Origin of the sequence: Frigoribacterium sp. Leaf186 (assembly GCF_001423905.1) — a bacterium.
In the GTDB taxonomy this organism is placed as follows: Bacteria; Actinomycetota; Actinomycetes; order Actinomycetales; family Microbacteriaceae; genus Frigoribacterium.
This window is the reverse complement of sequence record NZ_LMPQ01000001.1, coordinates 55,187-74,613: the sequence shown is the minus strand read 5'-3', so window position 1 is coordinate 74,613 and position 19,427 is coordinate 55,187. Positions and strand designations below refer to the sequence as shown.

At 71.2% G+C, this 19,427-nt stretch carries 16 protein-coding genes; 3 read left to right on the top strand and 13 right to left on the bottom strand.

The window, feature by feature from the left end:
- The 12 genes from murC to ASG05_RS00335 all read right to left on the bottom strand — a co-directional run bounded on the left by murC (window position 1) and on the right by ASG05_RS00335 (window position 14,159).
- The gene (gene murC, locus ASG05_RS00390; RefSeq protein WP_056256070.1) at window positions 1–1,431 is read right to left on the bottom strand and encodes a UDP-N-acetylmuramate--L-alanine ligase; all 1,431 of its coding nucleotides are present in this window, start codon (window positions 1,429–1,431) and stop codon (window positions 1–3) included.
- The gene (locus ASG05_RS00385; protein ID WP_056256067.1) at window positions 1,428–2,588 is read right to left on the bottom strand and encodes a glycosyltransferase; all 1,161 of its coding nucleotides are present in this window, start codon (window positions 2,586–2,588) and stop codon (window positions 1,428–1,430) included. The genes murC and ASG05_RS00385 overlap by 4 nt, the downstream gene beginning before the upstream one ends.
- Entirely contained in the window at window positions 2,585–3,892 is a 1,308-nt protein-coding gene (gene ftsW, locus ASG05_RS00380) for a putative lipid II flippase FtsW (protein WP_056256064.1), read from the bottom strand. The genes ASG05_RS00385 and ftsW overlap by 4 nt, the downstream gene beginning before the upstream one ends.
- Window positions 3,849–5,417, bottom strand: a complete 1,569-nt coding sequence (murD, locus tag ASG05_RS00375; protein ID WP_056256060.1) for a UDP-N-acetylmuramoyl-L-alanine--D-glutamate ligase — start codon at window positions 5,415–5,417, stop codon at window positions 3,849–3,851. The genes ftsW and murD overlap by 44 nt, the downstream gene beginning before the upstream one ends.
- Window positions 5,414–6,517: a phospho-N-acetylmuramoyl-pentapeptide-transferase gene (gene mraY / locus ASG05_RS00370; RefSeq protein ID WP_056256058.1), complete on the bottom strand. Its 1,104-nt coding sequence runs from the start codon at window positions 6,515–6,517 to the stop codon at window positions 5,414–5,416. The genes murD and mraY overlap by 4 nt, the downstream gene beginning before the upstream one ends.
- Complete coding sequence (gene murF / locus ASG05_RS00365) at window positions 6,514–7,920, bottom strand: UDP-N-acetylmuramoyl-tripeptide--D-alanyl-D-alanine ligase (RefSeq protein WP_056258121.1); 1,407 nt, start codon at window positions 7,918–7,920, stop codon at window positions 6,514–6,516. Before murF ends, mraY begins: the two co-directional genes overlap by 4 nt.
- Window positions 7,917–9,467, bottom strand: coding sequence for a Mur ligase family protein (locus ASG05_RS00360; protein WP_056256055.1), 1,551 nt, complete (start codon window positions 9,465–9,467; stop codon window positions 7,917–7,919). The genes murF and ASG05_RS00360 overlap by 4 nt, the downstream gene beginning before the upstream one ends.
- A gap of 14 nt (window positions 9,468–9,481) precedes the next feature.
- Window positions 9,482–11,203, bottom strand: coding sequence for a penicillin-binding protein 2 (locus tag ASG05_RS00355; protein WP_056258120.1), 1,722 nt, complete (start codon window positions 11,201–11,203; stop codon window positions 9,482–9,484).
- Window positions 11,204–11,322: 119 nt separating this feature from the next.
- Window positions 11,323–12,000, bottom strand: coding sequence for a hypothetical protein (locus ASG05_RS00350; protein ID WP_056256051.1), 678 nt, complete (start codon window positions 11,998–12,000; stop codon window positions 11,323–11,325).
- A complete protein-coding gene (gene rsmH / locus ASG05_RS00345; protein ID WP_056256048.1) occupies window positions 11,997–12,947 on the bottom strand; it encodes a 16S rRNA (cytosine(1402)-N(4))-methyltransferase RsmH in 951 nt (316 codons plus the stop codon). Before rsmH ends, ASG05_RS00350 begins: the two co-directional genes overlap by 4 nt.
- Window positions 12,948–13,048: 101 nt before the next feature.
- Window positions 13,049–13,480: a division/cell wall cluster transcriptional repressor MraZ gene (gene mraZ / locus ASG05_RS00340; protein WP_056256045.1), complete on the bottom strand. Its 432-nt coding sequence runs from the start codon at window positions 13,478–13,480 to the stop codon at window positions 13,049–13,051.
- Between the two features lie 277 nt (window positions 13,481–13,757).
- Window positions 13,758–14,159, bottom strand: a complete 402-nt coding sequence (locus tag ASG05_RS00335) for a DUF3040 domain-containing protein (protein ID WP_056258117.1) — start codon at window positions 14,157–14,159, stop codon at window positions 13,758–13,760.
- A gap of 110 nt (window positions 14,160–14,269) precedes the next feature.
- Here ASG05_RS00335 and ASG05_RS00330 point away from each other — a divergent pair, with 110 nt between their 5' ends.
- Window positions 14,270–15,391 (top strand): polyprenyl synthetase family protein, encoded by a 1,122-nt coding sequence (locus tag ASG05_RS00330; RefSeq protein ID WP_056256041.1) that lies wholly within the window; start codon window positions 14,270–14,272, stop codon window positions 15,389–15,391.
- 16 nt (window positions 15,392–15,407) lie between these two features.
- Here the strand turns inward: ASG05_RS00330 and ASG05_RS00325 are convergent, their stop codons facing one another.
- Window positions 15,408–15,764, bottom strand: coding sequence for an Rv2175c family DNA-binding protein (locus ASG05_RS00325; RefSeq protein ID WP_056256039.1), 357 nt, complete (start codon window positions 15,762–15,764; stop codon window positions 15,408–15,410).
- A gap of 193 nt (window positions 15,765–15,957) precedes the next feature.
- On the opposite strand from ASG05_RS00325, the gene ASG05_RS00320 reads away from it, so the two are divergent.
- Together ASG05_RS00320 and pknB are read left to right on the top strand one after the other, a co-directional pair.
- Window positions 15,958–17,307: a LysM peptidoglycan-binding domain-containing protein gene (locus tag ASG05_RS00320; RefSeq protein WP_082486187.1), complete on the top strand. Its 1,350-nt coding sequence runs from the start codon at window positions 15,958–15,960 to the stop codon at window positions 17,305–17,307.
- A gap of 86 nt (window positions 17,308–17,393) precedes the next feature.
- On the top strand, window positions 17,394–19,352 hold the full coding sequence (pknB, locus tag ASG05_RS00315; RefSeq protein ID WP_056256036.1) for a Stk1 family PASTA domain-containing Ser/Thr kinase: 1,959 nt from the start codon (window positions 17,394–17,396) through the stop codon (window positions 19,350–19,352).
- Window positions 19,353–19,427: the final 75 nt, after the last annotated feature.

Sequence of the window (19,427 nt, the reverse complement as noted above, 5' to 3'; positions counted from 1 at the left end):
TCACTGCGCGGAGTCCTCCGCCACGGCATCGACCGGCTCGTGTGCCGCGTCGAGCGAGCCCAGCAGCTGGGGAACGATGCGGTACACGTCACCGCAGCCCAGGGTGATGACGAAGTCGCCGTCGCGGGCGACCTCGGCGGTGCGGTCGGCGGCGGCCTGCCAGTCGGCGACGTAGTCGACCCGCCCCTGGTCGGCGAACCGCTCGGACACGAGGGCGCCCGTCACCCCGGGCTCGGGGTCCTCGCGCGCTCCGTAGACGTCGAGCACGATCGTGTGGTCGGCGAGGCGCTCATAGGTCTCGGCGAACTCGCCGGCCATCATGCGCGTGCGGCTGTAGAGGTGCGGCTGGTGGACGGCGATCAGGCGGCCGTCGCCCACGACCGACCTCGCGGCCTGCAGTGCGGCGGCGACCTCGGTCGGGTGGTGCGCGTAGTCGTCGTACACGCTGACCCCCCGGACCACGCCGTGCAGCTCGAACCGGCGCTCGGTCCCGCCGAAGGTCTCGAGCCCGGCGATGGCGGCCTCGGCGTCGACGCCGAGGCCCACGAGCACGGCGAAGGCCCCCGCGGCGTTGACCGCGTTGTGCCGCCCCGGCACGCGCAGCTGCACGGGCCACGAACGACCCTCGGCGTGCAGCGTGAACGAGACCGGCCCGGCCTGCGCGACGTCGGTGAGTCGGACGTCGGCGTCGGCGGATTCACCGAAGGTGACGACGCGAGGGTGGTCGAGGCGTTCGGTGACCCGGACGGCGCCGGCGTCGTCGCTCGACACCACGACGAACTCGCGCGCCGCCGAGGCGAACCGCACGAACGCGTCGTCGAACGCCTCGTGGGAGCCGTAGTGGTCGAGGTGGTCGGCGTCGACGTTCGTGATGAGCGCGACCGAGGTGTCGTAGAGCAGGAACGAACCGTCGGACTCGTCGGCCTCGACCACGAAGAGGTCGTCGTCGCCGCCACGGGCGCTCACGCCGAGCGTCTGGATGACCCCGCCGTTGACGAAGCTCGGGTCGTTCCCGGCGGCCAGCAGGGCGGTGACGATCATGCCGGTCGACGTCGTCTTGCCGTGCGCGCCGGCGACCGACACGAGCCGCTGCTGACCGACGAGCCAGGCGAGTGCTTGCGAGCGGTGCAGGACGGGCAGCCCCGTCGCCAGGGCCAGCTGGTACTCGGGGTTGTCCTGCCAGAGGGCACCGGTGACGACGAGCGTGTCGGCGTCGCCGACGTTCGCCGCGTCGTGCCCGATCGCGATCTCGGCGCCCAGCGCCCGCAGCGACTGGACGGCCGCACTGTCGCGGGAGTCCGATCCGGTGACGCGGTGGCCGGCTGCCAGGAAGACCCGTGCGATGCCGCTCATGCCGGAGCCGCCGATGCCGACGAAGTGGACGGCGCCCAGCTCGGCGGGGATCGGCTGGTCGAGGTCTGGCTTGATCATGATGTCTCGCTGAGGTCGGTGTTCGTGCGGGTGGTGGCCTCGGGGGCCGCGTCGGCCTGACGGTCGACCGGGGCGGACGAGGAGGCGCGGCCGACGGCGTCGAGGACGAGGTCGACCGTGCGGTCGGTCCCGTCGCGCACCCCGACCGAGGCCGCACGGACGGCCATGTCGGCCACCACGGCGCGGTCGAGCAACAACGGCACGAGCGTCCGTTCGACCCACGAGGGCGTGAAATCGGCGTCGGCGACGAGCACGGCTCCCCCGGCACCGACGACGTCGGTGGCGTTGTGCCGCTGTTCACCGTTGCCGACCGGGTACGGCACCAGCACCGACGGCAGGCCGAGGGCGGTGAGCTCGCTGACCGTCGCCGAGCCGGCCCGCGACACGACGAAGTCGGCCGCCGACAGGGCGAGGTCCATCCGGTCGCAGTAGCGCAGCAGGTGGTGGCCGTCGAGGTCGGTCGAGGTGAGGTCGGACTTCTCGCCCGTGATGTGCAGGATCTGCCAGCCCGCGCCGAGCACGGCGACGGCGGCGCGCGACATCGTCTCGTTGAGGCGCCGGGCACCGGTGGAGCCGCCCGTCACGAGCAGGGTCGGTCGCGAGGGGTCGAGGTCGAAGGCGGCGACTGCCTCGTCACGGTGGGCGCGGCGGTCGAGCGTCTCGATCTCGTCGCGCAGGGGCATGCCGACCTGACGACCACCCCGGAGGCGCGTCGACCGGAAGACGACGCCGACGTGCGACGACAGGAACGAGCCCAGGACGTTCGCCATGCCGGGTTTCGCATTGGCCTCGTGGACGACCACCGGCACCTTCGAACGCCAGGCCGCCACGTAGGCGGGGGCGGCGGCGTACCCGCCGAAGCCGACGACGACGTCGACCTCGTGCTGGGCGAGGAGCGACCGGATGCCGGCGATCGCTCCGGCGAGGCGGCCGGGGAACCGCAGGGCGTCCGCCGAGGGCCGACGCGGGAAGGGCAGGCGGGGCACCGTGAGCAGTTCGTAGCCGCGCTGCGGGACGAGGCGTGCCTCGAGCCCCTCGGCGGTTCCGAGCACGAGGACGGTGGCGTCGGGCTCACGTCGACGGAGTCGGTCGGCCACGGCGAGCAGGGGGTTCACGTGCCCGGCGGTGCCACCGCCGGCGAGGAGATACGTCGTCACCGCAGAGACCCTACCCGCTGTCGCGGCAGCCTCTCGGGCGCCCCGGCTTGTTCGGGCACCCGGGCGAACGACAGGACGACGCCGATGGCGACGAGCGTCACGATCAGGGCCGACCCGCCGGCCGAGATGAGGGGCAGGGGGACGCCGAGGACGGGCAACAGACCCAGCACCACGGCGATGTTCACGAGCGCCTGGCCGATGATCCACGCCGTGATCGCACCGGTCGTCACGCGGACGAACGGGTCGTTCGTGCGGCGGATGATCTTGACGAAGCCGACGGCGAGCACGATGAAGAGGGCCAGCACGACGACCGCGCCGATCAACCCGAGCTCTTCTCCGACGATCGCGAAGATGAAGTCGTTGTCGGCCTCGGGCAGCCAGGACCACTTCGACTTCGAGTTGCCGAGTCCGACGCCGAAGAGTCCGCCGGACGCCAGGGCCCACGTGCCGTGCAGGGTCTGCCAGCACTCGGCCTGGTACGCACTCGAGTCGGTGCACCCCGACATCCACGCCGCGATGCGCGAGTTGCGCGAGCTGGAGCCCTGCGCGATGAGCGGCACGACCACCGCGAGGAACGCGAGCGGCGCGAGCAGGTACCGCAGGCGGACCCCGGCGAACCAGACGGCCGCGAAGACCAGCAGCAGCATGATCATGGTCGTGCCGAGGTCGCCACCGAGGACGACGAGGCCGATCGCGAGGCCGGCCACGGGCAGGAGCGGGATCGCCAGGTGCTTCCAGTCGTCGAGCAGGTCGCGCTTGACCGAGAGGATCATGCCGAGCCAGATCGCGAGGGCGAGCTTGACGGCCTCGGACGGTTGAGCGGTGAACGACCCGAGGTCGATCCAGTTGCGGTTGCCGCCGATCTCGTAGCCGAGCGGCGTGAAGACCAGCAGCTGGAGCACGATCGTCGCACCCAGGATGTGCCAGGCCCACCGCTTGAAGAACGACACCGGCAGGCGGGACACGATGAGCATCAGCGGGATTCCCACCGCGGCGTACGTGCCCTGTCGGATGAACGCCCCGAAGAACGAGGTGTGCCGTGACGCGATGTACTGCTCGACCGACGACGACGAGAGCACCATGACCAGGCCGAGCACGACCATGAACAACGTCGTGCCGAGGATGACGAAGTACGACCCCGTCTCGGCGGCGAAGAGCTTCTTGACGCGGACGACGGCACCCGAGGTGCGCGTGGTGGCCCCGAGGCGGGACGACGCGTCGTCGGTCGGCTCGGCGTGCCCGCGGCTCGGACGGCCCGACTCAGTCGGTCGGCGACGCGGGAGGCTGGACGGCGGGTTGGCCATCGATGTCACCCCTCAAGTGCTCGTGTACGGCCTCGGCGAACGATCGCCCGCGGGCCGTGTAGTCGGTGAACTGGTCCATGGACGCCGCCGCCGGGGCGAGGAGAACGGTGTCTCCCGGCCGGGCCACGCTCGCAGCGAGACGGACGGCCGTCGGCATCACCTGCCCAGTGTCGGTGGCGTCCACCTCGAAGACGGGGATGCCGGGCGCGTGTCGGGAGAAGGCCTGCCGCAGGGGCTCGCGGTCGACGCCGACGAAGACGGCCGCCCGGACCGCGGCCGTCGACTCGCGCACGAGTGGCTCGACGTCGACGCCCTTGAACAGGCCGCCCACGATCCACACCACCGACGGGAAGGCCGTCAGGGAGGCGCGCGCGGCATGGGGGTTCGTCGCCTTGGAGTCGTCCACCCAGGTCACGCCGCCGGACTCGGCCACGACCTCGGTGCGGTGGTGGTCGACCGCGAAGCCGGCGAGGGCGTCACGGATCGAGACGGGGGCGACGCCCACCGCACGGACGAGCGCGGCGGCGGCGAGCACGTCCTCGACGAGGTGGTCGGCCCCGAGGCCGACGCCCTGGAGCGCCTCCCGGGTGGTCAGTTCGAGTGCCTGCGTCCGACGCTCGGCCAGGAAGGCGCGATCGGCGAGCACGGCGACGCCGTCGCCCGAGACGATGCCGACCTCGCTCGGCCCCGGTGCGTCGAGCCCGAAGCCCACCGCGCGGCAGCCCTCGGCGACGTCGGCCTCCTCGACCATGCGCCGGGTGGCCTCGTCGGCCTTGTTGTAGACGCAGGCGACGACGGTGTTCTGGTACACCTTGGCCTTGGCCGCCCGGTAGCGGTCGGCGCCGCCGTGCCACTCGAGGTGGTCCGCCTCGAGGTTCAGGCAGACGGAGGCGCGGGGACGGAGGGCGCCGGGCCCGTTGGTCGGCAGGTAGTGCAGCTGGTGGCTCGAGAGTTCGACCACGAACAGGTCGAAGCCGTCGGGGTCGCGCACCGCGTCGAGGACGGGGACGCCGATGTTGCCGCAGGGGGCGACGCGACGCCCGTCGGCCGCCGCCATGGCCGCCGCGAGCTGCGTCGTGGTGGTCTTGCCGTTGGTGCCCGTGACGAGCACCCACTCGGCCACGCGCTCGACCTTGTCGCGGACTCGCCAGGCCAGCTCGACGTCACCCCACACGGCGAGGCCCCCCTCGACGGCCCAGCGGATGAGGGGATGGTGCGGGGCGAAGCCGGGGCTGGCGACGACGAGCTGGGGGTCGAACGCCGTGAGCACCGCCGACGGGGCGTCCGTGGACTCGACCTCGTCGAGCCTCGCCCCGATGAGCTGCAGGAGTTCGGCCTTGTCGGGGTCGACCGCGGGAGCGACGACGAGGACGTCGGCCCCCAGCTCGGCCAGGGTGTCCGCCACGGCGAACCCGGTCGAGCCGAGACCGAGGACCGCCACGCGCAGGCCCGCCCAGTCGGCGCGCCAGCTGTCGAGCCCCGCCAGTCGGTCGACGAGGAGGGGGTCGGTGCTGCCGTCGCTCATGAGGTGCGGAGGATCCATTCGAGGTAGAAGGTGCCGACGCCGGCGGCGACGAAGAGCCCGGCGATGATCCAGAAGCGGACCACGACGGTCACCTCGGCCCAGCCCTTGAGCTCGAAGTGGTGGTGCAGCGGGCTCATCAGGAAGATCCGCTTGCCCTTGGTGATCTTGAAGTAGGCCCGTTGCAGGATCACCGACCCGGTGACGACGATGAAGAGGCCACCGATGAGCACGAGCAGCAGTTCGGTGCGGCTGAGGATCGCCAGGGCGGCCAGGGCGCCGCCCAGGCCGAGCGACCCCGTGTCGCCCAAGAAGATCTGAGCGGGTGAGGTGTTCCACCAGAGGAACCCGATGAGGCCACCGCAGATGCAGGCGGCCACGACGGCCAGGTCGAGCGGATCGGCCACCTGGTAGCAGGCGGCGCGCGTGGCCTCGTCGAGGCGGACGCTCGTGCAGAGCTGGTTGTTCTGCCAGAACCCGATGAAGATGTACGACGCGATCGCGAGGATCGACGCGCCCGTCGCGAGACCGTCGAGCCCGTCGGCGACGTTGACGCCGTTCGACGTGCTCACGGTGATGAGGACGACCCAGATGAGGAAGAGCCCGCCGCCGACGATCGTGCCGAAGAACATGAAGTCGAGCCACGGGATGTCGCGCAGTCCCGAGATCATGGTGGAGGCGGGCGCCAGGCCGCGGTCGTTCGTGAACGACAGCGCCAGCACGGCGAAGACCGCGCCGACGACGACCTGGCCGGCGATCTTCGCCCAGCCGCCGAGCCCCAGGCTGCGTTGGTTGCGCACCTTGAGGAAGTCGTCGAGGAACCCCACGACGCCGAGGCCGACCATCATGAACAGCACGAGCAGACCGCTCAACGTGAACTCGTCACGGCCGACCAGGTGGCCGACGAAGTAGCCCAGCACCGTGCCGATGATGAGGACGATGCCGCCCATCGTGGCCGTGCCCCGCTTGGTGTGGTGCGACTGCGGCCCGTCGTCACGGATGAACTGCCCCCAGCCGAGGCGGTGGAAGAGCTTGATGAACGCGGGCGTCATCAGGAGCGTGAAGGCGAGGGAGAACCCGCCGCCGATCAGCAGCGCGATCACGCGGTCACCCCGGCCAACCGGTCGCCGAGGAGGCGCAGGCCGGCCGACTTGGACGACTTCACCAGGACGACGTCCCCCGCCCGCAGGCTGCCCTGCAACAGGTCGTACGCCTCGTCGATCGTGTCGACCAGCACGCTTTCTCCGTCCCACGAGCCCTCGAGGCCCGCTGCCATGTGGATGTGCCGCGCCTCGTGGCCGACGACCACGAGCTGGCGGACGTTGAGCCGGACGACGAGGCGCCCGACACGGTCGTGCTCGTCGCGGGCGAACTCGCCCAGTTCGGCCATCTCGCCGAGGACCGCCACCGAGCGACGGTCGGGACCGGTGATCTGCGCCAACGTCTTGAGCGCGGCGGCCACGGAATCGGGGCTCGCGTTGTAGGCGTCGTTCACGACGGTCACGCCGCCGGGCGCGTCGAGGACCTCCATGCGCCAGCGCTCGGCACGGGTGACGCCCTCGAGCACCGAGACGGCACGGTCGAGGTCGACGCCCCACTCGCCCACGACCGTGAGGGCCGCCAGCGCGTTCATCACGTGGTGCTCGCCGAGGATGCGCAGCGAGACGGGCCGGCTCGTGCCGGCGTGCTCGAAGGTGAACGAGGTGCCGGAGGCCGAGACGTCGACGTCGGACGCGCGGTAGTCGGCCGTCGGCCCCTGCCCGAAGGCCACGACCCGCGCGGCGGTCACCGACGCCATGCCCGCGACGCGGTCGTCGTCGGCGTTGAGGACGGCCGTGCCCGTGGCGGGCAGGTCGGTCACCATCTCGGACTTCGCGGCGCGCGTGCCCTCGATGCCGCCGAACCCGCCGGCGTGGGCGAGGCCGACCTTGAGCACCACACCCGTGTCGGGACGGGCGATCTCGACGAGGCGGGCGATCTCGCCCGGCCCGCTCGCACCCATCTCGACCACGAGGTACTCGGTCGCCTCGTCGATGCGCAACATCGAGATCGGAGCGCCGACGTGGTTGTTGAACGAGCCCTCGGGTGCGACGGTGGGCGCGACGTCGCTCAGGACGGCGCGGAGCATGTTCTTCGTGCTCGTCTTGCCGTTCGACCCGGTGACGCCGACCACCTTGAGCCGTCCGAGACGACGGACGTGCTCGACGACGGCGGCGGCCAGGCGGGAGAGCGCGACGACGCCGTCGTCGACGACCACCAGGGGCACGTCGATCTCGACCTCGCGCTCGGCGACCACGAGAGCCGCGCCGGCCGCGGTGGCGGCCTCGACGAAGAGGTGGCCGTCGGTGACCTCGCCGCGCAGGGCGAAGAAGATCGACCCCGGGGTGACGAGACGCGAGTCGGTCTCGACCGAGCCGTCGACGGGGATCTCGGCCCGCGCCTCCTCGGGGTGGACCAGACGACCGCCCGTGATCTCGGCGATGCGGGAGGGGGTGAGCGCGATCACTCGGACCACCCGGCCTCGCGGAGGGCCGCACGGGCCTCGTCACGCGCCGAGTAGGGGGTGCGTTCACCACGGATGTCGCGGTAGTCCTGGTGACCCGGACCGGCCCAGAGGATCGAGTCGCCCTCGCCTGCCAGGGCCACGGCCGCACGGATGGCGGCCTCGGGCGGACTGACCTCGTGGATCTCGTGATCGGGGTAGGCCTCGCGGGCCGCGTCGACGAGGGTCGTGCGGATCGAAGCGGGGTCTTCGAAGCGGGGGTGGTGGTCGGTGACGACGAGGATGTCGGACCCGGCGGCGGCCACCCGGGCCATCTCGGCCCGCTTGGTGGTGTCGCGGTCGCCGTCGGCACCGAAGAGCATGATGACCTTGCCCGGCGTGAAGGTGCGCACCGCGGCCAGGGTGGTGAGGAACGCGTCGGGGCTGTGCCCGAAGTCCACGTACACGCTCGGGCCCGTGTCACCGGAGACGCGCTCGGTGCGTCCCGGGAGGTAGGCCACGATGCCGCCGTCGGCGTCGAGCGCCTGGCCGATGGCCTCGAGTTCGAAGCCCGCCTCGACCAGCATGACGATCGCCAGGGCGGCGTTGGCGACCATGTGCCAGCCGATCAACGGCACGCGCGTCACGAGTGACCGCTGTTCGGGGCCGGAGAGGCGGAACTCGGTGTAGGCGGCCTGCTCGTCGAGGATCTCGATCGTCCAGTCGGCCTCGACGTCGGGGAGGATCGTGATCGTCGTCAGGGGGATGCGGGCGTTGTCGACCACGCGCTGGCCGTAGGGCGAGTCGAGCGAGACGACGGCTCGGCGGGCCCGGTCCGGCTGGAACAGCGGGAGCTTCGCGTGGAAGTACTCCTCCATGTCGGCGTAGTCGTCGAGGTGGTCGTGGCTGAGGTTCGTGAAGGCCGCGACGTCGAAGACGAGTCCGTCGACGCGGTTGCGGCTGAGGGCCTGCGCACTGACCTCGACGGCGACCGCGCGGACCTCGCTCTCGCGCATGCGGGCCAGGAGGGCGTGCATCTCGCTGGCCTCGGGGGTCGTCAGACGGCTGACGACGGTGAGGTCTCCGATGTGCCGCTCGGCCGTGCTGCTCAGACCGGTCACGAGGCCCAGCTGACGGAGGACGCCCTCGAGCAGGTACGAGGTGCTGGTCTTGCCGTTGGTGCCCGTGACCGCGAGGAGCAGGGGCGCGTCGTCGCTGTCGGTGCGGTAGATCCAGGCCGAGAGCTCGCCGAGGGCGGCCCGGGGCGAGTCGACCAGGACGACCGGCAGACCGCTCGTGCGGGCGAGCTCGGCACCGGCCGCGTCGGTCAGCAGGGCGACGGCACCGCCGTCGCGTGCCTGCTCGGCGAACTCGGCGCCGTGCCGGTGCGCGCCGGGCACGCCGACGTACAGGTCGCCGGGGTGGAGGTCCGCCGTGCTCAGCGTGATGCCGGTGATCTCGATGCCGTCGAGGGAGCCCTCGTGCTCGAGTCCGAACTCGCTGACCAGTTGGGCGAGTGACCTCGCCGACGGATGTTCCGGTCGAAGGACCGGGGGGATCCGGGCGCTCAAAGAATCCTCTTCTCTCACCAGGTCTCGGGCAGGCTGGGTGCCGGCTCCGTCGACGGAGGGACCCGATACATCTCGAGGACCTGGGACATGATCTTGTTGAACGTCGGCGCCGCAGCTGCCGACGTCTTGATGGTACTGGGCTTCGTGAAGGTCACGACGACGACGTACTGGGGGTTCTCGGCCGGGGCGATGCCCGCCACCGAGACGATGCGGTCAGAACCGTAGCCGGTTCCGTCGGACCGCGCGACCTCGGCGGTGCCGGTCTTGGCCGCGACGCGGTAGCCCGGGATGCTCAGGACGTCCTTCAGGTCGCCGTCGCTGACGACCTTCTCGAGCATGTTGACGGTGGTGTCGGCCGCCCACGGCGACACGACGGTGCTGCCCTCGGTCGACGGCGCCTCGGTCACGGTGCCGTCGGGGGCGGTGCAGCCCGCGACGAGGTTGACGGGCAACCGGACGCCGTGGTTGGCGAGGGTCTGGTAGATGCTCGCGATGTGGACGGCGGTCGTCGAGACGCCCTGGCCGAACATGGTGTTGATGCTCGTCTGCTGGTCCCACTGCGAGGCGGGCCGGATGCCGGTCGTCGGCTCGCCGAGGAAGTCCACGCCCGTCGGGTCGTTCAGGCCGAACTTCACCATGTAGTCGTGACGCTGCTGAGCCGTCAGGGACTGGCCGAGGAGCGAGATGCCGACGTTGGACGAGTCTCGGAGGATTCCGGTCAGGGTGAGGTTCTCGGTCGGGTGGAACGTGGCGTCGTGGATCTCGCCGCCCCACGGGAAGCTGCGCGAGTAGGGCACGGTCGCCCGAGTCGCCGGGTCGGCCTTGCCCGAGTCGAGCAGCATGGCGGCCGTCATGGCCTTGAACGTCGAGCCCGGCTCGTACGAGTAGGTGAAGGCCTTGCTGCCGAGGTCGTCGACGGCCGTGCCGTTGACGTCGTTGGGGTCGACCGCCGGGTAGTCCGCGACCGCGAGCAGGGACGCGTCGCTCGCCTTCATCACGACGGCCGTGGCGGACTCCGCCCCGATCGCCTCGGCCTGTTCGCCGAGGGCCTGCTGGGTCATGTACTGCAGGTCGCCGTCGATGGTCAGGCGGAGCGTGCCCCCGGCGACGGCCTCCTTCGTCGTGACCGTGCTGCCCGGCAGCTGCACCCCGTCGGCGCCCCGCTCGTACGTCTCGGAGCCGTCGGTGCCGGCGAGGCAGGAGTCCTGGCTGAGCTCGAGGCCCGCCTGGGGGCCGTCGGTGCCGATGAAGCCGGTGAGGTTGCCCGCGACCGCACCGTTGGGATACGTCCGCGCGGCCTGCCGCTGGAAGTAGACCCACGACACCTTCATCTCGCGGACCGCGCGGAAGGCGTCGACGTCGACGCCCTTGACCAGGTAGGCGAAGTTGGCCTCGGGATCGGCCGTGAGAGCCTTGGTCATGGCCTCGGCGTCGCCCCCCGTGACCTTCGCGATGCGCTCGACGACCTGGTCGACGGTCAGCTCGACGGTCGTGCCGTCGTCGTCCTTCACCTTGGCGGTCGTCGCGAACGCCGGTGCCGCCGTGATGTTGTACCGGGTGACGCTGCCCGCGAGGACCGTGCCGTCGACGTCGGTGATGTCGCCCCGGTCGCCGTAGGTCGTCTGCACGATCTCGCGCTTGTTCTGGGACTGCGAGTTCAGCTCGGCCGCCTGCACCAGCTGGATGTCGGCCAGGCGCACGACGAAGACTCCGACGAGGGCGATGATGAGCGCCATCGCGAGCGTCACGCGGAGCCGTCGGCTACGGGGGGCTGCTTGCACGAGAGGTTCCTCACCGCGGTCGGGCTGGTGCCCGACCCGCTGTCGTCGATCGATGTACCGGTGACGGCGCGCAGCTAGCGCGTCTGCGGAGCCGCCAGCTCGTTCGGGGCCGACGCTACCGACTCGTCGGCCGATCCTGCGTCCGCCGCGCCTGTCCCGGACGGAACCGCCGTGGCCCCGGCAGTGGTCGGCGCGCCGATCGACGTCGTCGCGCCACCCGTCGCGTCGGTCGCGGCGGAGCCGTCCGTCGCCGAGGCGTCAGCCGAGCTCGTGGGGGCCTTGGTCGTCAGCGGGACGCCCTCGAGGAGCGTGTTGGGGATCAGGTTGCCGGACGTCGCCTCGTCGGCGCCCGCCGCCGGGGCCGGGGACCCGTGCACGGCGCCCGTGGTGAGATCGAGGTACACGGGGTTCGAGTTGCGCACCATCCCGAGTTCGTCGGCGTTGGCGGCGAGGTTCTGCGGCGACGACAGCACGTCTCGTTGCTCGCTGAACTTCTGCTGGTCACGGACGAGCTCGGTCTTCGCAGCCTGCAGGTCGGAGATCTTGTAGGCGCCGTCGCTCAGGGCGATGCTGATGGCGAGTTGCGCGAGCAACAGGACGAAGAGCGCCGCGGTGGCGATGAGGGCGTACGCGATCTTCGGCCGCGCGCGTCGCTGCTCACGGCTCGTGACGATCTCGACCGGCCGCGCGGCGGGCGAGGACGAGGGCTGCGGACGGGTCGACGGGGTCGCGATGGCCAGGTTGCTGCTCATGCTGTTCTCCGGATTCGTTCGGCGGCTCGCAGTCGCACGGGCTTGGCTCGGGGGTTGAGATCGCGCTCGGCGTCGGAGGCCAGTTCGGCACCCCGCACGAGGAGGCGGAAGTCGGGACGGTGCTCCGGCAGCTCGACCGGAAGCCCCTGGGGCGCGGTGGACGTCGTCCGTGCCGCCAGCTCACGCTTGACGAAGCGGTCTTCCAGGGACTGGTAGGCGAGGACGACGATCCGGCCCTCGACGGCGAGCCGGTCGAGGGCCACGGGGACGGCGGCCTCGAGTGAGGCGAGTTCACCGTTGACCTCGATGCGCAACGCCTGGAACACGCGCTTGGCGGGGTGGCCGGCGCGTTGCAGGGCCATCGGCGTCGCGGCGATCAGCAGGTCGACGAGCTCCCCGCTGCGGGTGAGGGGAGAGTCGGCACGGTGCTCGACGATGCGCCGGGCGTAGCGGGGCGCCAGCTTCTCTTCGCCGTACTGGTAGAAGATGCGCCGCAGTTCGGACTCGGGGTACTCGGCGAGGACGCGTTCGGCCGTGACGGGCGACGTCGGGTCCATGCGCATGTCGAGCGGCGCGTCCTTCGAGTACGAGAAGCCGCGCTCGACCCGGTCGAGCTGGAGCGACGAGACCCCGAGGTCGAACAACACCCCGTCGACGGTGTCGAGGCCGAGGCCGTCCAGGGCCTCGGCGATGCCGTCGTAGGTGGTGTGCACGAGACGGGCGCGGTCGCCGAACGGTGCGAGCCGGGCACCGGCGAGGGCCAGGGCTTCGGTGTCGCGGTCGAGCCCGACGACGGTGAGCTCGGGGAACGCCTGGAGCATCGCCTCGCTGTGACCGCCCATGCCGAGGGTGCAGTCGACGACCACGGCGCCGGGGCGGGAGATCGCCGGGGTGAGGAGCTCCAGGGTCCGGTCGAGGAGGACGGGGGTGTGGATCTGTTCGGCCATGACGACACGGGCTGTGCTCGTCGACCCTGATCCCCATCCGTCGGGACCTGGCACCGGGGAAGGTGCGCCAGGGCTGACGGCTGAGGGTCGGGGCCCACGGGTCACAAGAGCCCGGGGATCACCTCCTCGGTGGTGTTGGCGAAGTCGGCCTCCTGGGCCTCGTAGTAGGTGTTCCACGCGTCGGTGGCCCAGATCTCGGCTCGGTTGCCCGCGCCGATCACGGTGAGCTCGCGACCGAGGCCCGCGTACTCGCGCAGGGTGGCCGGGATCGTCACCCGGTGCTGCTTGTCGGGGATCTCGTCGCTGGCACCCGAGAGGAACAGGCGCATGTAGTCACGGGTCTGCTTGCTGGTGACCGGAGCCTGGCGGATGCGCGAGTGCATGTCTTCGAACTCGTGCCGACTGAAGACGTAGACGCAGCGTTCTTGCCCACGGGTCATGACGAGGCCGGAGGCCAGTTCGTCACGGAATTTCGCGGGGAGGATGATGCGCCCTTTCTCGTCGAGTTTGGGCGAATGGGTGCCGAGGAACATGCGCCCGTCTCCCCTCGCCCCCGCGCCCCTCTGTGGCCCGTTCCTCCACTTTACTCCACAACGCACCACCGATCAACGAAACGCCGCGACCCGACGACCGTGTCGACCGTGGGATCGGCTCCAGTTCGGGGGTCACGGGGGTGGAGGAAGGTGGAGGTCGACTGCACCCACGGAGGCGCCACTCGCGTGTCGAGGCCACCGTCGGCGTCCCCGGCGCACGAAAAAAGGGGCCGGCCCGAAGGCCGACCCCTGAGGTCGTGGTGGTGGTGCCGGCTGGCTACGAGTCGCGTCCGTCGCCGTCTTGACGTCGGTCCCACCGGTCGTTGAGGCGGTCCATCAGACCACCCTTGGCGGGGTTCGCGGGACGCGAGGTGGAGGAGCGGGGAGCGGACGGCATCGAGGACGACGCGGAGCCCTTTCGCTTCGGCGGTGCGATCGCGAAGAGTGCCCCGGCGAGCATCACGATGAAGCCCGCCACCCCGACGAGCGGCTGACGGAAGATGACGCCGGCGACGATGACGGCGATGCCGACGAGCGCCCCGAGGACGCCGACGACGACGAGCGTGTAGTTGGGTCGGCCACCGTGGTTGCCGACCGTCGCCACGAAGTCGGAGTCGTTGTTGTAGAGACTCCGCTCCATCTCTTCGAGGAGCCGCTGCTCCTGTTCGGAAAGTGGCATCTTGGTGTTCCCTTCGAGCACGGGCTCTCAAGCGCGAGGCGAGAGCCTCGGGATCGACGCGATGAGTAGCTGCGAGTGTATGCCCGCCAGCTATCGCTAGGCTAGGCAGCGTGGCTGAGAGTACGCGGTTAGTGGACGTCGTTCAAGAGCGCATCGATCGCTTCCTGGACCGGCAGCGACCGGCCCTCGCGGGCATCGCTCCCGACCTCGATTCTTTCGCGTCGTACTCGAGCGATCTGCTCCGTGGCGGCAAGCGGTTCCGGGCGCTCTTCTGCTACTGGGGCTGGCAGTCCGTGGCCGGACTCGACACCGGCTTCGACCCCCTCGGCGAGGCCCGCGACGAGCGCGAGATCGACGCCGTCATGACGGCTTCCGCCGGGCTCGAGTTCTTCCACGCCGCGGCGCTCGTCCACGACGACATCATGGACAACTCCGACACGCGCCGTGGCCTGCCCGCAGCCCACCGGCGGTTCGAGGGCCTGCACCGCGACGGCGGCTGGCTCGGATCGCCCGAGGCCTTCGGGCGGTCGGGCGCCCTCCTGATGGGAGACCTGTTGCTGGCCTGGAGCGACGAGTTGCTCAGCGACGCGCTCGACTCGCTCCCCTCGCGCGACGCCGCACGGGCCGCCCGGGCCGAGTTGAACCGCATGCGCACCGAGGTGACGGTGGGCCAGTACCTCGACATCCTCGAGGAGAACGCGTGGCGCACGGTCGACGAACTCCGACTGTTGCCCCGGGCGCAACGGGTCATCGTCTACAAGTCGGCCAAGTACAGCGTCGAGGCCCCCCTCACGGTCGGTGCCGCCATGGCCGGCGGCGACTCGTCGGCCCTCGAGTCGCTGCGCCACTTCGGACTCCCCCTCGGCATCGCCTACCAGTTGCGCGACGACCTCCTCGGGGTCTTCGGGGACCCGTCCGTCACGGGCAAACCCGCCGGCGACGACCTCCGCGAGGGCAAGCGCACGGTCCTGGTCGCGACCGCTCGGCGTGCCCTGCCCCCCGGCGCCGTCCGACTGCTCGACGAACTCCTCGGCGACCCCGAGCTCGACGACGACCAGATCAGCATGCTGCAGGCGACGCTTCGCGACAGCGGAGCCGTCGACGCAGTCGAGCAGACGATCACCGACCAGGTCGAACGCGCCGTCCACGCCCTCGAACGGTCGGGGCTGGCTCCGTCGGCGAGGACGCAGCTGACGCGACTGGCCGAGACCGTCACGCGCCGCACCTCCTAGAGGAGGCTCCGACCTCTCAGAGGAGGCTCTGGGCGATCCGGCGGACCTCGGCCTTCCGACCCGCCTGGAGGGCGGCGACGGGGCTCGTGCCCAGCGCATCGTCGTGCGACAGCATCCAGTCGAGCGCCTCGTCGTCGTCGAAGCCGTTGTCGGCGAGGACGGTCAGGGTGCCGCGCAGGTCGTGACGCGGCTCGGAGCCGTCGAGGAAGACCGCCGGCACCTTCGTGACGCCGTCGACCCGGGTGCCGACGAGCACGTGCTCCTCGAGCAGTCGACGGACGCGGCTCACCCCGAGGCCGAGACGCTCGACGAGGTCGGGCACGGTCAGCCATTCGGTGTCGGCGAACCAGGGACGTTGAGAGAGATCGGTCACGCGACAACCTTGCCACGGGTTCGCGACCCTCGCCGCGCCTCCTCAGGTGACTCCCCCGGTCCACGTCACATCCGCAACATGCGCCCCGTTGATTGACTTGAATATGGTCCTGTGCCAACTTGGGACGACGTGGCACCGCGGCTCCCCGATCACCCAGCGACCGTGTCCCCGCCCCCGAACCGAGGATCAGCCCATGAACGACGTCAGTTCCGTCCGCCCCGACCCCGAGACCGCGACGGCCGACGGCGTCCGGTCGACCAGTGCCTTCGGCACCCTGCGCAGCCCCGACGAGCGCACCCCGCTCTCCCGCATGGCCCGGTCGATGCTGAACACGGTCCCCATCGTCGTCGCGGGCTCGATGGCCCTGAGCATGGGGGTCACGGGCCCCGTCTTCGCCCTCGACCACGCTCCCGCCAAGAAGCCGGACGCGTCACCACGCCCCGCGCTGCCGCCCCGACTGTCGGCTCCCGAGCAGAGGTCGGCGACCACGGTCGAGACCGCCGGCAGCTCGGCCACCGTGTTCGCGGCCGCACCCGCGACCTACACGGTGGCCTCCGGCGACACGGTCGCGAGCATCGCCGGCTCGTTCGGCCTGAGCACCGCCTCGGTGCTCGCGCTCAACGGACTCAGCTGGAAGTCCACGATCTTCCCCGGTCAGACCCTCAGCCTCAGCGCCTCGGCCAGCAGCGCGAGCAAGGCGTCGCCCGCACCGGCCCCGACCAAGGCCACGGGTGGCCGGTACGTGATCGTCCGCGGCGACACGCTGAGTTCGATCGCCCGGGCCCACGGCGTGACGACGAGCGCGCTCCTCCAGGCGAACGGGCTGGGCCTGTCGAGCATCATCTACCCCGGCCAGACGTTGTCCGTGCCCTCGGGGTCGTCGGCGGCCGCCTCCTCGACGCCTGCTCCCTCGGCCGGCCCCGCGGTCGGCAGCTACGTGATCCAGCGCGGCGACACCATCGCGTCCATCGCCTCCAAGTCGGGCACGAGCGTCAAGGCGCTCCTCGCCGCGAACGGACTGTCGTTCACCAGCACCATCTACGCCGGCAAGACCCTCACGCTGCCGGGCGCCTCGGCCCCGACGGCCACGACCGTGGTGGCGTCGACGTCGGCCGCTCCCCTCGTGGTGAGCGCGACCCTGACCGCCGAGCAGGCCGCGAACGCCCGCACCGTCATCGCCGTGGGACGCCAGCTCGGCGTCGGCGACCGAGCCATCGTCATCGCGCTGGCGGCGGCCGCGCAAGAGAGCAGCCTCCGCAACCTGGACCACGGCGACCGGGACTCCCTCGGCCTGTTCCAGCAGCGGCCGAGCACCGGCTGGGGCACCCCTGCCCAGCTGCGTGACCCGGTGCACGCCACGAAGCTGTTCTTCGGCGGGGCGAGCAACCCGAACCCGGGCAAGACCCGAGGCCTGCTCGACGTGAGGGGCTGGCAGTCGATGTCGCTCACGACGGCCGCCCAGGCCGTCCAGTACTCGGCCTTCCCCGACGCGTACGCCAAGTGGGAGGCTCCGGCCACCACCTGGCTGGCGACGCTCGGCTGACCCGTCGACGACACGCAGGGGTGCGGTTTGTCGCCGAGCGGTGAGTTGGGACCCCGGCGAGGCCGCGGGTCCGTAAAATCGCGTGGGTGAGCGTGAACCAGACTGACCCGATGATCGGCCGTCTCATCGAGGGTCGCTACGAGGTCCGTTCGCGCATCGCCCGCGGGGGCATGGCCACCGTCTACCTGGCGACCGACCTCCGGCTCGAACGTCGCGTGGCCATCAAGATCATGCACGGCCACCTCGCCGACGACGCCTCGTTCAAGGAACGCTTCATCCAAGAGGCACGCTCGGCCGCCCGGCTCGCCCACCCGAACGTCGTCAACGTCTTCGACCAGGGGCAGGACGACGACTCGGCCTACCTGGTGATGGAGTACCTGCCCGGCATCACCCTGCGCGAGCTGCTGCAGGACCACAAGGTGCTGACGCCCGAGCAGGCGATGGACATCCTCGAGGCCGTGCTCTCCGGCCTCGCGGCGGCGCACCGGGCCGGCATCGTGCACCGCGACCTCAAGCCCGAGAACGTGCTGCTCGCCGACGACGGCCGCATCAAGATCGGCGATTTCGGCCTGGCCCGCGCCGCCACGGCCAACACGGCCACGGGGGCCGCGCTGCTCGGCACCATCGCGTACCTCTCCCCCGAACTCGTGACCCGGGGCATCGCCGACACCCGCAGCGACATCTATGCCCTCGGCATCATGATGTACGAGATGCTCACGGGTGAGCAGCCGTACAAGGGCGATCAGCCCATGCAGATCGCGTACCAGCACGCGAACGACACCGTCCCGACGCCCAGCACGGCGAATCCCCGCGTGCCCGTCGAGCTGGACGAGCTCGTCCTCTGGGCGACGGCACGAGACCCCGAGCAGCGCCCTCGCGACGCCCGGGCCCTGCTCGACCAACTCGTCGACGTGCAGCGGGTCCTGGCCGACCCCTCTGGCCCGCCGGCCAACCGGACGATGGTGCTGCCGGCGGCCGCCATGACGTCGGCCTTCCCCACCGGCCCGACGGGTGAGACTCAGGTGCTGCCCAGGGCTCGTCACCGGACCGGTCCCGTCCAGGCCGAGACCGGCGACGCCGCCGCGACCCTCGGCGACCTCTCCGATCGGCGTCGGCGGCGCGGTCGCGTCCTGATGGCCCTCGTCGTCGTGGTCGCGCTCCTCGCCGGTGGAGTCGGCTGGTGGTTCGGTTCGGGTCCCGGCGCCCAGGCCTCGGTCCCCGACGTCTCGGGTCAGGACCCGGCGGCGGCCTCGGCCGCCCTGACGTCGGCGGGCTTCGTCGTGGCCGCCGACCCGCAGTCGGACTTCTCACCGGTGATCCCCTCCGGCCAGGTCTCCCGCACCGACCCCGACGCCTCGACCCGGGTGCAGAAGGGCTCGACGATCACCCTGGTGGTGTCGCAGGGACCTCGCCAGTTGTCGGTGCCGGCCGTGGTCGGCGAGACCGAGTCGGCAGCGGCCGACGCCCTCTCCGACTTCACGCTCGAACCGAGCTCGAGCCAGTTCGACGAGGCGGCGGCCGGCACGGTCCTCGCCGTCAGCGGCGTGGACGGCTCGGGCGCCGCGGTCGACCTCGCTTCGGCCGCCCAGTACGGCGAGCAGCAGCCGGTGACCCTCACGGTCTCGCTCGGCCCCGTCCCCGACGTGGCGGGCCTGTCCGTCGCGGATGCCCAGGGCGCCCTCACCGAGGTCCAGCTGACGGGCGTCGAGAGCGGCACCGAGTTCAGCGACGGCGTCGCCGCCGGTGAGGTCATCCGCTACGAGCAGCAGGCCGAAGGGCCCCTCCACCAAGGCGACACCGTGAACCTCGTGGTGTCCAAGGGGCCGCCGCCCATCGAGATCCCCGACGTCCGGGGCAAGACGATCGACGCCGCGACGGCACAGCTCCAGGGTCTCGGATTCAGGGTGAGCTACCCCCGGTGCACGGCGTTCACCTGCGCGTTCTACGACTGGGAGGCGCGCCTGCCCGTCACCGCGAGCAACCCCGAGGCCGGCCTGACCGCCACCAAGGGGGCGACCATCGGCTTGACGTACCGGGTGGAATGACCTGCGACGGCACCGACGAGCCGACGGCCCCTGGTCATGACGAAGGCCCCGCGACCGATGGTCGCGGGGCCTTCG